Genomic DNA, 14,232 nt, shown 5'->3' on the forward strand with positions numbered 1-14,232 from the left:
CGAAGCTTCAGGCGAAAAAGAGCCCCTGTCGGGCAGGACCGACAGGGGCGCCAAGGCTTCTTCGGGGAAGGAGTGGTCGGCTTAGAACCGATAGTTCAGGCCGACGAGATAGGTGCGACCGTAGTTCTGGTAGTCGATGACCTGGCGCGGATCGTTGTTCTGGTAGGTGACGAAGGGCTCGTTGGTCAGGTTGTTGACCTGGGCCAGGACCGAGAGGCCCTCCATCGGGCCGTCGCTGAAGGTGTAGCCGATCTGGCTGTCGACGACGGACTCGCCCTTGACCATCCGGTAGTTGCGGCCGTTGCCGAAGCCGGTGACCTCGCCCAGGAACTTCGAGCGGTAGCGGTCGCTGACGCGGAACGAGAAGCCGTTCTTCTCGTAGTAGACGGTCAGGTTGGCGACCTTCTTCGACAGGCCCGGGATCGGGGTGCTCAGGTCGTTCGGGTTCGGGTGGATCGAGCTGTCGGTGTACGAGGCGCTGAAGGTGGCGCCGAATCCGTCCAGCACGTCGGTGAACAGCGCGCCGGGGATCGAGGCGGCGAATTCGACGCCCTTGACCGTGCCGCCCTTGCCGTTCTGCGGGGTCGTCACCAGGCCCTTGCGGGTGGCCGGTTCCGGGTTGCCGCCAGTCGGGAAGCCGGTGAAGTCGTAGATGATGCTCTGGTCGTAAACGTAGGTCTTCAGATCCTTGTAGAAGGCGGCCAGCGAGACATAGGCCTGACGGCCGAAGTACTTCTCGTACGACACGTCATAGGCGTCGGCGCGCCACGGCTCGAGGTCCGGATTGCCGCCCGTGCCGCTCCACGGCGAGAAGTTGATGTCGGTATTGCCGCCCTTGGCCGCGTCGAAGCTGTACTGCGTGCTGGCGCGCATCTGGTCCATCCGCGGGCGGGCCAGGGTGCGGGCGACGGCGAAGCGCAGGGTCTGCTCGGCCGGCAGGTGGAACTGCAGGTTCATGCTGGGCAGGAAGTCGGTGTAGGTCTTGCCGCCCGACAGGTTGGCGCGGGTGACGCCCGCGCCGGTGCCGCTGGCGCCCAGGGCGGTCGAGCTCTGGTCGGTGTTGACGATCTGGAAGCCGAAGTTGCCGGTGACCGGCACGCTGCCGACAGCCGCGTCGATATTGGCCTTCACATAGCCGATCGTGACCTTTTCCTCGACGTCCCAGCTCTTGACCAGCACGTCGGCGTTCGGATTGCGAACCAGGTCGTACGTACCGTTCTTGATCAGGGCGAACGGATCGTAGCTGACCATGCCGGCGATGCCGATGAAGGCCAGAGAGGTCGTGCCGACGATGGCCGACGAGGGGATCGCGACGCTGGCCGGCGAGCCCTTCACGCGCAGGAACCATTCGTCGTTGACGAGGCCCTTGGAGCGTTCGCTATAGTTGAAGCCGATCTCGAAGCTGGACAGGCCGTCATCCAGCGCCTTGGCGGCCGACAGACGGACCGCCTTCAGCTCGTCCTCGATGTGCGGCTGGTTCAGATAGCCGTCCTGGCCGCCGGTGATGATGTCGCCGCCCCAGCCTTGCGGGCTGGTCAGCTTGATCACGTTCGGATCGGCGTAGTTCAGGGTCGACTTGAAGATCGCCACGCCGTCGTCGTTCATTGAGAACGTCATGTTGTCGGTCGCGCCGACGCCCGAGCGGCCCGTGCCCGAATAGCTCTCGACGATCTGGTCGGTGCGGTCGACTTTCGACCACGACAGGTCGCTGACCAGGGTCCAGTCGTCGCCGACGTTGAACCTGTTGTTCCAGCCGACCGACTTGATGGTCGCGTCGCGGTCGTTGCCGTCGTTGCGGACCACGCCCTTGACGCCGTTGAAGGCGCCGCTGTTGACGAAGCCGCCCGAGGCCTGGGCGCCGGTCAGCGGCACGCCGCCCCAGACCAGCGGCAGTTCGATGCCGCGCTGGATCTGGTGGTTCTTGAACTTCGAATAGAAGACGTCCAGCGACGAACTGAAATTGTCGGTGGGCTTGAACTCCAGGACGCCGATGACGCCGTCGCGCTTCAGCATGCTGGACTGCACGTACGGCTTGGCGCCGCCGATCACCAGGTTGCCTGAGGCGTCGGTGGGATAGCCCCATGAATTCCAGCGCTCGGCCTGGTAGGGCGACTCCATGTGGGCGTAGCCCAAAGCCAAGCCTAGCTTACCGTCCATGAACTGGTCGATATACGAGATCGACAGGCGGTTGCCGTGGGCCTTGGTCCCGGCGTTCAGGGCGCCGATGTCGTTCCACTCATAGCGGGCGCCGATGGCCAGGGCGCGCTTGCCGAAGGCCAGCGGGCGGACGGTGCGCATGTCGGCGGTGCCGGCCAGGCCCTGACCGATCAGGCCGGCGTCCGGGGTCTTGTAGACCACGACGGCGCTCAGCAGTTCCGACGGATACTGGTCGAACTCGACGCCGCGGTTGTCGCCGGTCGAGACCTGCTCGCGGCCGTTCAGCAGGGCGGTGGTGAAGTCCGGGGCCAGGCCGCGGATCGAGATGACCTGTCCGCGGCCGTCCAGGCGCTGGGCGGTCAGGCCGGGGAGGCGGGCGATCGACTCGGCGATCGACATGTCCGGCAGCTTGCCGATGTCCTCGGCCGAGACGGCTTCGACGATCGAGGTCGAGCTCTTCTTCAGCGAGATGGCGCCTTCGATGCCGCGGCGGATGCCGGTGACGACGACCTCTTCGACCTTGCTGTCGTCCTGGGCCGTGGCGGCGGTGGTCTGGGCCTGGGCCGAGCCGGCCACGGCGAACGCCAGGGCCAGGCCCGTGGCGCTACCGGCCATCAGCCACGCGCGGCGACGCGAAAATTGGGTGTCCATGGAATGCTCCCTCCCTGTCCGGCTCTGCGCTCTTGCAAACTTGCGATCGGGCCGTTGTTGCAAACTACCGCAAATTAACGCGCTGTAATCAACCCAAAAAATTGCAAATCTGGCGTCAGGCTCGCCGTGGGGTCACCGGAATGGGGCGCTGTGTGGCTTCTTTACGCCACTTGTGCCACGCAAATTTGTTGGAAGGGTCTGCAAATCCAGTCGGTCGGACGGATTGACAGGCTGTCGCTGGTTCTGCAAATTCTTGCAAATAATTGCAGTGCGGTTGTTATTCGCCGCGAGGGGGGAGCGATGTCGGCGTTGACGCCTTGGCGACGAACGCTGCTGGCCGTGACGGCCCTGGGCGTGCTTGGCGTGGGTGTGCTGGTCTCGGCCGCGTGCGCTGCTCCGGGCTCCTATCGCCTCCGCAAGCCCCAGGATGAAGTGATCTATTTCGTCCTGCCCGATCGCTTCGAGAATGGCGACGCGACCAATGATCACGGCGGGCGCGATGCAGGGCCGCTGGTCGACGGCTTCGACCCGACGCGGGCAGGCTTCTATCACGGCGGCGATCTGAAGGGGGTGACCCGGCGGCTGGACTATATCCAGGGCCTGGGCGCGACGGCGGTGTGGCTGGCGCCGATCTTCAGGAACCGCGCGGTGCAGGGCTCGCCGGGCCATGAGTCGGCCGCGCACCACGGCTACTGGATCACCGACTTCACCGATGTCGATCCGCACTTCGGGACCAGGGCCGACTTCCGGGCGCTCGTGGATGCGGCCCATGCCCGAGGCCTGAAGGTCTATATGGACATCGTCGTGAACCACACGGCGGACGTCATCCAGTACAAGGAATGCCCCGAAAGCCGCTGCGCCTATCGCGGCGTCGCCGACTATCCCTATACGCGCCAGGGCGGCGTGGCGGGGGCGCCGATCAATGACGGCTTCGACGGCAAGGACTTTCGCAAGCTCAAGCGGACCGACTGGGCCTATACGCCCTACGTCCCGGTCGGCCAGGAGCGCACCAAGAAACCGGATTGGTTGAACGACCCGATCTACTACCACAACCGCGGTGACAGCACTTTCGCGGGCGAGAGCTCGCTGTTGGGCGACTTCGCCACGCTGGACGATGTGTTCACCGAGAACCCACGAGTCGTCGCGGGCTTTATCGAGGTTTACGGCCAGTGGATCGACGACTTCGGCGTCGACGGCTTCCGCATCGACACCGCCCGCCACGTGAACCCCGAGTTCTGGCAAGCCTTCGTCCCGGCCATGCTGGCCCGCGCGAAGGCCCGGGGCATCCCGAACTTCCACATCTTCGGCGAGGTGTTCGATCCGGACGTCGCGATCCTGGCCAGTCACACCCGCGTCGACAGGCTGCCGGCCGTGCTGGACTTCGCCTTCCAGTCGGCCGCGACTGACGTCGCCCTGGGCCGGACCGGGACCGATCGCCTGGCCCGCATTTTCGCCGCCGACCCGGTCTACGAGGGGGGCGAAGCGACCGCGCGTCAGCTGCCGACCTTTCTGGGCAATCACGACATGGGCCGCATCGGCTGGTTCGCGCTGAAGGCCAAGCCAGGGATAGGCGATGACGAGTTGCTGGCCCGCGTCACCCTGGCCAATGCCCTGATGCTGACCGCGCGGGGCGTCCCGACGATCTACTACGGCGACGAGCAAGGCTTCACCGGCGACGGCGATTACGCGGACAGCCGCGAGGACATGTTTGCGAGCCAGGTGGCCAGCTACAACGACAACCGTCTGATCGGCTCGAGCGCCAAGGGGCCGAGGTCGGCCTTCGAAACCGACGGTGCGCTCTACGGCCGCATCGCCGAGCTGACGAAGATCCGTGTCGCCACGCCAGCCCTGCGCGACGGTCGCCAGGTGGCCCGCGTCGCCGGTGACAAGCCGGGCCCGCTGGCCTTCTCGCGCATTCTGGACAAGACCGAGATATTGGCTGTCTTCAACACCGGCGACCAGCCGCTGACCGCCAATATCCCGGTCGAGACCGGTTCCGTCGCCTGGCGGGCGCTGCACGGCGCATGCGCCGCGACGGCGACCGCGCCCGGCAGCTATTCCATCGAGCTGAAGCCGCTCGACTACATGATTTGCGTTTCCGAGGGACGACAGTGACAGTGCAGGTTCTGGTTCGCCCCGGTGCGGAGACGTCGATGAACACCGAATGGTGGCGCGGCGTGGTGATCTATCAGGTCTATCCGCGCAGCTTCGCCGACTCGAACGGCGACGGCGTCGGCGACCTGCCCGGGATCACCGAACACCTCGAGCACATCGCCTCGCTGGGCGTCGACGGGGTGTGGCTGTCGCCGTTCTTCACCTCGCCGATGAAGGACTTCGGCTACGACGTCTCGGACTATCGCGACGTCGATCCGATCTTCGGGACCCTGGCCGACTTCGACGCCCTGATCGCCAAGGCCCACGCCCTGGACCTGAAGATCATCATCGACCTGGTCTTCTCGCACACCTCGGACGAGCACCCGTGGTTCGCCGAGAGCCGCCAGGACCGCGCTAACGCCAAGGCCGACTGGTTCGTCTGGGCCGACGCCAAGCCCGACGGCAGCCCGCCCAGCAACTGGCAGTCGGTGTTTGGCGGCCCGGCCTGGACCTGGGACGCCCGTCGCGGCCAGTACTACATGCACAACTTCCTCAGCAGCCAGCCGCAGCTGAACCTGCACAATCCGGCGGTGCAGGAAGCCCTGCTGGCCGTCACCCAGTTCTGGATCGACAAGGGCGTGGATGGTTTCCGCTTCGACGCCATCAACTTCTCGATGCACGACCCGGCGTTCACGGATAACCCGCCGCTGCCGCCGGGCGGCAAGCGCACGCGGCCGTTCGACTTCCAGGACAAGATCCACAACCAGAGCCACGCCGACATTCCGAAGTTCCTCAGCCGCCTGCGGGCGCTGACCGACGCGGCGGGCGGTCGGTTCTCGGTGGCGGAAGTCGGCGGCGACCACGCGGACCGAGAAATGAAGCTGTTCACGGCCGGAAACGATCGCCTGAACAGCGCCTACGGCTTCCTCTACCTCTACGCCGATAAGCTGACCGGCGACATGATCCCCAAGGGCGCGGCCATGTGGCCGGGCGAGGACGGGGAGGGCTGGCCGTCCTGGACCTTCTCGAACCACGACGCCCCGCGCGCGGTGTCGCGCTGGGCCGAGGGGCGCGACCGCAAGGCCTTCGCCGAGATGTGCCTGCTGCTGTTGATGGGCCTGCGCGGCAACGTCTTCGTCTATCAGGGCGAGGAGCTGGGTCTGCCCCAGGCCAATGTGCCGTTCGAGCGCCTGCAGGATCCCGAGGCCATCGCCAACTGGCCCCAGACCCTGGGTCGCGACGGCGCCCGCACGCCGATGCCGTGGGTGGCTGGCGCCATCAACGCCGGCTTCTCTCGCGTCGAGCCCTGGCTGCCGGTCGATCCCGAGCACCTGCCGCTGGCGGTGGACGTCCAGGAGGCGGATCCGACCTCGACCCTGCATGTGGCGCGTCGCCTGATCGCCTTGCGGAAAGCCTATCCCGCCCTGCGCACCGGCGCGATCAGCTTCGTCGACACCAACAGCCCGCTGCTGATCTTCCAGCGCGGGGAGGGGGGAGGCGCTGTGCTGCTGGCCTTCAATCTGGGTTTCGAGCCGGCGGCCTGGTCGCTGCCCGAAGGCTGGGCGATGGTCGACGGCGTCAATCTGGGCGGCGAGGGCCAGATGCCGCCGTGCGCGGGATTGATCGCGCGGCGGGTTTAGCCGCCGCAGCTTTCCCGGATGATCAGGTCGGTCGGCACCCGCTCCGACCGGCTGGCTCGCTCGCCGCTGTCGAGCAGCTTGGAGACCATCAGCCGGCCGGCCTTGTTGGTGTCCTGGGCGATGGTGCTCAGAGCCGGGCTGGCGTAGCGGCTGAAGGGGACGTTGTCGAAGCCCATCACCGAGACGTCGCCGGGAACCGACAGACCGGCGTGCTTCAGGGCCCGCATGGCGCCAAGCGCGATCAGGTCGGAGGCGGCGACGACGCCGTCGAACGCCACACCGTGGTGGATCAGGCTGTCGACAGCGGCCTCGGCCGACTCGACCTCGAAGTGGGCCGGGACGATCAGGTCTGGGTCGACGCCCAGCTTGGCGTGATCGAGGGCGTCCAGATAGCCGCGATGGCGCTGCATGGCCTCGGGCGCCTCGGTGTCGCCGAGGAAGACGATGCGCTTGCGGCCCAGGCGCTGCAGGTGAAGCGTGGCGCGGCGGCCGCCCATCACGTTGTCCGAGCCGACCGAGCAATAGTTCTGGTCCGGCAGCTGGGCGCCCCAGACCACGAAGCGGTTCTCGGTTTCGGCCAGGCGGTTGAAGGCCGCGTGCAGCGAGCTCTGGCCCAGGAAGATCACGCCCTCCGCCCGGCTGGTGGTCATGGCCGAGGACAGGTCTTCGAAATTGGTCGGGGCGATGTGGCTGAGGATCACGTCGCACCCGCGCTCGCGCGCGGCTTCGCCGACGCCAGCCAGCAGCTCGAGGAAGAACGGGTCGGACATGCTGCTGGCGCGGCCTTGCGGACGGGGCGTAACGATGGCGATCGTCGCCTCGGCCCCGATCGGACCGGCGGGCATGTAGCGGCGGAACGGATAGTCCATTTCGCGCGCCAGCTTCCAGATCAGCTGCTTGGTGCGCTTGTTGACGGCCGGGCTGTCATTGAGGGCTCGCGACGCGGTCGAGATCGAAACCCCCGCCAGCTTGGCCAGGTCCTCCAGTCGCGTCGCCCCCTTGCTCACCTTACGCCCGTCCCTGTTCGACTGTTGATGCTGCAAAGATTTCTGCAAACTTTTTCAGAGGCCCATAAGGCGCCGTTCGATGGGGTTTGCAAGCCGAGCTGGTTGAAAATGGATGTGAAAACTACTGCAAACCATGGCTTGAACCTTGCTGTTCCGCCGGTAGCGGATGTCGGGTTTGGGGCGCCTGTTTTGCGAATAGGCTCAACAAGTAGTGGATTCTCCGTTGCGCCCATTGACGGCGCATGCGCAAATGTCCGTCACGAGAGTTCATGAAAAAACTTGCGAACCAGTCGGGCTAACCGGCGGTCGGAGCGGGGCGGAGGACCGATGACCAGGCGGAGGCTCAGTTTCCTGCAGATCTGGAACATGTGCTTTGGCTTCTTCGGAATCCAGATCGGTTTCGGCCTGCAGAACGCCAACACCAGCCGCATCTTCCAGACCCTGGGCGTCGATGTGAACCACCTGGCGATCCTGTGGATCGCCGCGCCGGCCACGGGCCTGCTGGTCCAGCCGATCATCGGCCATCTCTCCGACAAGACCTGGGGTCGTCTGGGTCGCCGCAGGCCGTACTTCTTCTGGGGCGCGGTCCTCACCACTCTGGCGCTGTTCGTCATGCCCAACGCGCCCGCGCTGTGGGTGGCGGCGGGCGCGCTGTGGCTGATGGACGCCTCGATCAACATCACCATGGAGCCGTTCCGAGCCTTCGTCGGCGACAACCTGCCCGACGAGCAGCGCGCCACCGGCTACGCCATGCAGAGCTTCTTCATCGGCCTGGGTGCGGTGCTGGCCTCGGCCCTGCCGTGGATGCTGACCAACTGGCTCCACGTGTCGAACACCGCTCCGGCCGGCCAGATCCCCGACGCGGTGCGGATCGCCTTCTACGCCGGTGGCGCGGGCCTGCTGCTGGCCGTGATGTGGACGGTGTTCACGACCCGGGAATACAGCCCCGACCAACTCGTCGCCTTCGAGGCCGCCGAGCACGAGGCGTTGGGCTTCGGCCCGCACGAGGAGCCCGAGCCGTCGGTCAACGCCTATGTCGTCCTGGGCGTCGGCGGCGTGCTGGCGGGTCTGGCCTTGGCCCTGGTCGTCTGGAGCGCGCGCCTGGAGAAGGAGCTCTACGTCCTGGCCGGCCTGGTCTTCGCGTTCGGCGTGGCGGGCGTCGCCGGCGCGCGGTTCAAACGGATCGGGCGCACGGACAACGGCTTTTCCGAAGTGCTGTCCGACTTCTTCCGCATGCCCAGGACCATGCGTCAGCTGGCGGTGGTCCAATTCTTCTCGTGGTTCGGCCTGTTCGCCATGTGGATCTACACGACGCCCGCGGTGGCGGCGGTCCACTTCCACGCGGTGGACGCGACGTCCAAGGCCTATAATGAAGGCGCGGACTGGGTGGGCGTGCTGTTCGCCGTCTACAATGGCGTCGCGGCCCTGGCGGCCCTGGTCATCCCGCTGATGGTCCAGGCGACCAGCCGCAAGGTCAGCCATGCGGCGTGCCTGATCCTGGGCGCCCTGGGCCTGCTGTCGTTCCTGCTGATCCGCGAGCCGGGGATGCTGTGGATCGGCATGATCGGCGTCGGCTTCGCCTGGAGCTCGATCCTGTCGGCCCCGTACTCGATCCTGGCCGGGGCCCTGCCGGCGCGGAAGATGGGCGTCTACATGGGCATCTTCAATTTCTTCATCGTCATCCCGCAGCTGCTGGCCGCGACGGTGCTGGGCCTGTTGCTGAGGAGCTTCTTCGGCGGCCAGGCGATCTACGCCCTGGTGCTGGGGGCGGTGTCCTTCGCCATCGCCGCCGCCACGACCTTCCTCGTCCGCGACCGTGTCGCCGGCGAGCCCGCCTGATCCTCCCTTTCCCTTCCAGCCTGACGAGGTCCTCGCCATGCGCCGCCTGAAACTTCTCGCCCTGGCCTCGGCCGCCACGTTTACCACCGCCGCCGCGCACGCCGCGGCCCCAACCACCTGGGCCTATGCGGCCAAGACCGGCGTGGGCGCGTCTTACGAGGCCTATGTCGACGGGGTCTACAAGGCCGGCGGCAAGACCGGGACGGTGTCCAAGGTCTGGTTCTCGATCGCCGACGGCGTGCTGACCGAGACCATGTACGGCCTGATCCACGAGGCCCAGATCAAGCAGATGCGCATCGCCGTCCAGACCGCGACGGGCCTGGCGGTCGAGGGCGCGGACACGACCTCGAAGACCGAATATCTGCACGTCGACGCGGCCGGCCGTCCGCTGTCGCCGGCCTACAAGATCACCACCACGGACAAGCAAGGTCGCTTCGTCATCGAGAAGCGGATCTTCACCGATCCGGACCGCAACAGCCTGTTCGTGCGCGTCACGGTCAAGGCGCTGAAGGGGCCGGTGACCCCGACCCTGGTGCTGGAGCCGCACATGGCCAACACCGGCGGCGGCGATACCGGCGCGGCCTCGATGGCGGCGCTGACCGCCTCCGAGGGCAAGGCGTTCCTGAGCCTGAAGGGGACCAAGCCCTTCGCCAAGGCCCCCGCTAGCGTGTTGAAGGACAATGACGCGCTGCTGGGCCTGAAGACCGCGACGACCTCGGCCAAGGGCGCGATTGTCCTGACCGGCCAGCTGCCGGCCGTGAGCAAGGAAGCGACCTTCGACTTCGCCATCGGCTTCGGTTCCGACGCCAGGGCCGCTGACGCCACCGCCGCCGCGACGCTGAAGACCGGTTACGCCGAGGTGCTGGCCCGCTTCAACGGCGAGGGCGCGCGGGTGGGCTGGGAAGACTATCTGGCCTCGCTGACGCAGCTGCCGCGCCTGCGCGAAGCCTCGGAGGATGGCGGCAAGCTGGTCCAGGCTTCGGCCCTGATGCTGAAGGTCCAGGAAGACCGCACCCACGCCGGCGCCCTGATCGCCTCGCTGTCGAACCCGTGGGGCGACACGGTCGATGCCACGACGTCCTCGACCGGCTACAAGGCCGTCTGGCCGCGCGACTTCTACCAGTGCGCCATGGCCCTGGCGGCCCTGGGCGACAAGGAGACGCCGCTGGCGGCCTTCCATTACCTGCCGACGGTGCAGGTCGGAGCCAAGACGCCCGGCAACAAGGGCGATGGCGGCTGGTTCCTGCAGAAGTCGCACGTCGACGGCACGCCCGAATGGGTCGGCGTCCAGCTGGACCAGACGGCCATGCCGATCATGCTGGGCTGGAAGCTGCGCAAGCTGGGCTGGCTGTCGGAGGCCGAGCTGAAGACCTACTACGGCAAGATGCTGAAGCCGGCGGCCGACTTCCTGGTCAAGGGCGGCAAGGTCGACCTGGGCTGGAACCACGCGACCATCACCCCGCCGTTCACCCAGCAGGAGCGCTGGGAAGAGCAGGGCGGCTACTCGCCCTCGACGACCGCCGCCGTGATCGCGGGTCTGGTGGTGGCCGGCGACATCGCCGAGGCCGCCGGCGACACGGCCTCGGCGGAGACCTACCGCAAGACCGCCGACGACTATTCCTCGAAGGTCGAGGCCCGCATGGTCACGACCAACGGCGCGTTCGGCGACGGTCACTACTACCTGCGCCTCAACAGCGACCAGGATCCGGACAACAAGAGCGCGGTCGAGGAGCGCAACGGCCAGACGGCGGTCCCCGAGGACAAGATGCTGGACGCCGGCTTCCTGGAGCTGGTCCGCTACGGCGTGCGCCGCGCCGACGATCCAGCCATTGTCGCCAGCCTGCCCAAGCTGGACGACGAGGCGATGGAGGACCTCTATCGCGTCCGGTACAGCTTCACCTTCCCCGGCGTCGACGGGACCTTCCCCGGCTGGCGCCGCTACGGCGTCGACGGCTATGGCGAGGATACCAAGACCGGCGCCAACTACGGGGCCGACGGCCAGATGCGTCCGGGCCAGCGCGGCCGCGTGTGGCCGATCTTCACCGGTGAGCGCGGTCACTACGAACTGGCCCTGGCCGGTGTCTCGGGCAAGCCCGACGCGGCCTCTATCAAGAAGATCCGCGACATCTATGTCCGCGCCATGGAGCTGTTCGCCAACGAGGGCCTGCTGATCCCCGAACAGGTCTGGGACGGCGTCGGCGCGCCAAGCGCTCATGGCTACACGCGCGGCGAGGGAACGGACAGCGCCACGCCTCTGGCCTGGAGCCACGCCGAATACGTCAAGCTCCTGCGCTCGGTCAGCGACGGCCAGGTGTGGGACACCTATGCGCCTGTGAAGGCCCGTTTCTCCCGCTAGGGTAACTGTTCGGGATGCGCGGATTGTCGCAGTTCGGCGCGTCCGCGGCATGGTTAACGGGTGGTTTAGGATTCGGCCGCGAAGACAGGGTTAACAGCCCTGCTCGCGGCCGGAGACCTTCATGACAGCGTTCCGTCGATTGACCATCGCCTGGAAATTGATCCTCGTGGCGGGTCTCGCGATCGGCTTCCTGCTCATCGCCGCGGCGGTGGCCGTCTCGTCGCACACCAGCGCGATCGTTTCGGGCCTGACCAACCGCTATGCTGGCGCGGTGGCTGATGACGCCATCCAGAGCGTCCAGGCCGACATCGGTAAGGTCCAGTCGACGGCGCGGTCGATGGCCGTCTCGATCGGCGCGGCCCATGAGGCGGGCATGACCGACCGGGCCACGGTGGTCCAGATGCTGAAGCCCAACGCCGAGTCCTCGGCGATGGTGCTGGGCAGCTGGTACATGGCCGAGCCCAACGCCTTCGACGGCAAGGACGCCGAGTTCGTCGGCAACACCGCGTCGGGCTCGAACAAGGCCGGCAACTTCTCGCCTTACTGGGTGCACGACGGCGACAAGGTGATCTTCCAGCCGCTGGACCAGGGCAACGAGTACCAGGAGCCCTACTACGCCATCCCCAAGCAGACGGGGAAGTCGACCGTCGTCGAGCCCTATTCCTACGACGTCGCCGGCAAGTCGGTGTTGATGACCTCGGTCGTCTATCCGGTGTTCTCGCGCGGCCAGTTCATCGGCGTGGCCGGTCTCGACATGGCGCTGGACAGCGTCTCCAAGACCCTGGGCGCGCTCAAGCCGCTGGGCGGCGGCCGGGTGATGATGCTGTCGCCGAGCGGCAAGTGGATCGCCCATCCCGATCCGGCCAAGCGCACCCAGCCGTATTCGGATGCCGGCGCCGACCAGCTGCAGAGCGTCCTGGCCGGGGGCGCGATCGTCGAGGTCAAGGGGATTGTTGTCGATGGCGCGCCAATGGCCCGCATCATCCGTCCCGTCCCGATCCCGGCTTTGAACACCACCTGGGCCCTGGTCATGGATGTGCCGGTGGCCGCCATCACGGGTCCCGCTGACCGCCTGGCCAAGATCCTGTTCGTCGGCGGGCTTGTCATCACCGCCGCCGTGCTGGCGGCGCTGTTCTTCGCCAGCGCCGCCCTGGTCAAGAAGCCGCTGACGGGGCTGACCCGCAGCGTCGACAAGCTGAGCGCCGGCCGCTACGACGAGGCCGTTCCCGGTATCGACGGCGGCGACGAGATCGGCGCCATCGCCCGCGCCCTGGACGGCTTCCGCCACGACCTGGCCGATGGTCAGCGCCGCCGGGCCGAGCAGGAGGCCGAGCGCGCCGTGGCCGAGGCCGCCCGCCTGCGTCACGAGCAGGAAGCGCAAGCCTTCGCCGCCGCCCAGGCCAAGGCCGTCGCCAACCTCGGCGAAGGCATGGAGCGTTTGGTCGACGGCGACCTGATCTGGCGCATGCGCGAGGATGACTTCCAGGGCGACGCGGTGAAGATGCCGCGCGACTTCAACGCCGCCGTCGAAAGCCTGCAGGCGACCATGGCCGGCATCCTGACCGCCGCCCGCAGCATCCGCGGCGGCTGCGCGGAGATCAGCAGCGCCGCCGACGATCTTTCGCAGCGGACGGAGCGCCAGGCCGCTGGCCTGGAGCAGACCGCCGCCGCCCTCGACCAGATCACCGCCACGGTGAAGCGCAGCTCGGAAGGCGCCGAGCGGGCGCGTCAGGTGACGATCAGCGCCAAGGCCGCCGCCGAACGCAGCGGCGCGGTGGTCCAGGAAGCCGTCCAGGCGATGGGCGGCATCGAGAAGTCCTCGCAGTCGATCACCCAGATCATTGGCGTCATCGACGAGATCGCCTTCCAGACCAACCTGCTGGCGCTGAACGCCGGCGTCGAAGCCGCGCGCGCCGGCGATGCCGGCCGTGGCTTCGCGGTGGTCGCTCAAGAAGTGCGGGCCCTGGCCCAGCGCTCGGCTGATGCGGCCAAGGAAATCAGGGGCCTGATCCGCGCCTCCAGCGACCAGGTCGGCAAGGGCGTCAAGCTGGTCGGCGAGACGGGCGAGACCCTGGCGCAGATTCTCACCCAGGTGGCCGAGATCAACGAACTGGTCGGCGAAATCGCCTCGTCCTCCAAGGAGCAGGCCGTGGGCCTGGCCGAGGTGAACCAGGCCGTGAACCAGATGGACCAGGTCACCCAGCAGAACGCCGCCATGGTCGAGCAGTCGACGGCCGCCAGCCACGCGCTCTCGACCGAGGCCGCCGAGCTGGAACGCTTGATCGGCCGCTTCCAGGTCGGGGCGGTGGTCCACGAACTGCCCGCCCGCGCCGAGCGCCGTCCAGCGGCTCCGGTCCAGCGTCCGACGGCGGCTCCAACCCGCGAGAGCTTCCGCCAGCGCTACGTGCAGGGCGCGAACGCGTTGAAGGTTCAGCCGAACTCGCGTCCGGGCGAGTGGGAAGAGTTCTGACTTGCAAGTGACTCGCAA

The 14,232-nt window shown here is 67.2% G+C and carries 6 protein-coding genes and 1 pseudogene; 5 read left to right on the forward strand and 2 right to left on the reverse strand.

Annotation, left to right across the window (positions count from 1 at the left end):
* Positions 1-81: 81 nt before the first annotated feature.
* Entirely contained in the window at positions 82-2,808 is a 2,727-nt protein-coding gene (locus tag AC1RNC_RS19020) for a TonB-dependent receptor (protein ID WP_492887865.1), read from the reverse strand.
* Positions 2,809-3,108: 300 nt separating this feature from the next.
* On the opposite strand from AC1RNC_RS19020, the gene AC1RNC_RS19025 reads away from it, so the two are divergent.
* Together AC1RNC_RS19025 and AC1RNC_RS19030 are read left to right on the forward strand one after the other, a co-directional pair.
* On the forward strand, positions 3,109-4,923 hold the full coding sequence (locus AC1RNC_RS19025) for an alpha-amylase family glycosyl hydrolase (RefSeq protein WP_492887866.1): 1,815 nt from the start codon (positions 3,109-3,111) through the stop codon (positions 4,921-4,923).
* On the forward strand, positions 4,899-6,542 hold the full coding sequence (locus tag AC1RNC_RS19030; RefSeq protein ID WP_492887867.1) for an alpha-amylase family glycosyl hydrolase: 1,644 nt from the start codon (positions 4,899-4,901) through the stop codon (positions 6,540-6,542). The genes AC1RNC_RS19025 and AC1RNC_RS19030 overlap by 25 nt, the downstream gene beginning before the upstream one ends.
* Here AC1RNC_RS19030 and AC1RNC_RS19035 read toward each other — a convergent pair.
* Positions 6,539-7,641 (reverse strand): annotated as a pseudogene (locus tag AC1RNC_RS19035) (LacI family DNA-binding transcriptional regulator). The gene AC1RNC_RS19030 and the pseudogene AC1RNC_RS19035 sit on opposite strands and share 4 nt — an antisense overlap.
* A gap of 235 nt (positions 7,642-7,876) precedes the next feature.
* Here AC1RNC_RS19035 and AC1RNC_RS19040 point away from each other — a divergent pair.
* The 3 genes from AC1RNC_RS19040 (at position 7,877) to AC1RNC_RS19050 (ending at position 14,214) form a co-directional block, all read left to right on the forward strand.
* Positions 7,877-9,388 carry an MFS transporter gene (locus AC1RNC_RS19040; protein WP_492887868.1) on the forward strand — a complete coding sequence of 504 codons (1,512 nt, stop codon included), beginning with the start codon at positions 7,877-7,879 and terminating at the stop codon, positions 9,386-9,388.
* A 37-nt stretch (positions 9,389-9,425) separates the two neighbouring features.
* Entirely contained in the window at positions 9,426-11,744 is a 2,319-nt protein-coding gene (locus tag AC1RNC_RS19045; RefSeq protein WP_492887869.1) for a glucan 1,4-alpha-glucosidase, read from the forward strand.
* A 121-nt stretch (positions 11,745-11,865) separates the two neighbouring features.
* The gene (locus tag AC1RNC_RS19050) at positions 11,866-14,214 is read left to right on the forward strand and encodes a methyl-accepting chemotaxis protein (RefSeq protein ID WP_492887870.1); all 2,349 of its coding nucleotides are present in this window, start codon (positions 11,866-11,868) and stop codon (positions 14,212-14,214) included.
* The last annotated feature ends 18 nt before the right edge of the window (positions 14,215-14,232 follow it).

This window comes from Caulobacter sp. GW822-FHT01G02 (assembly GCF_058802865.1).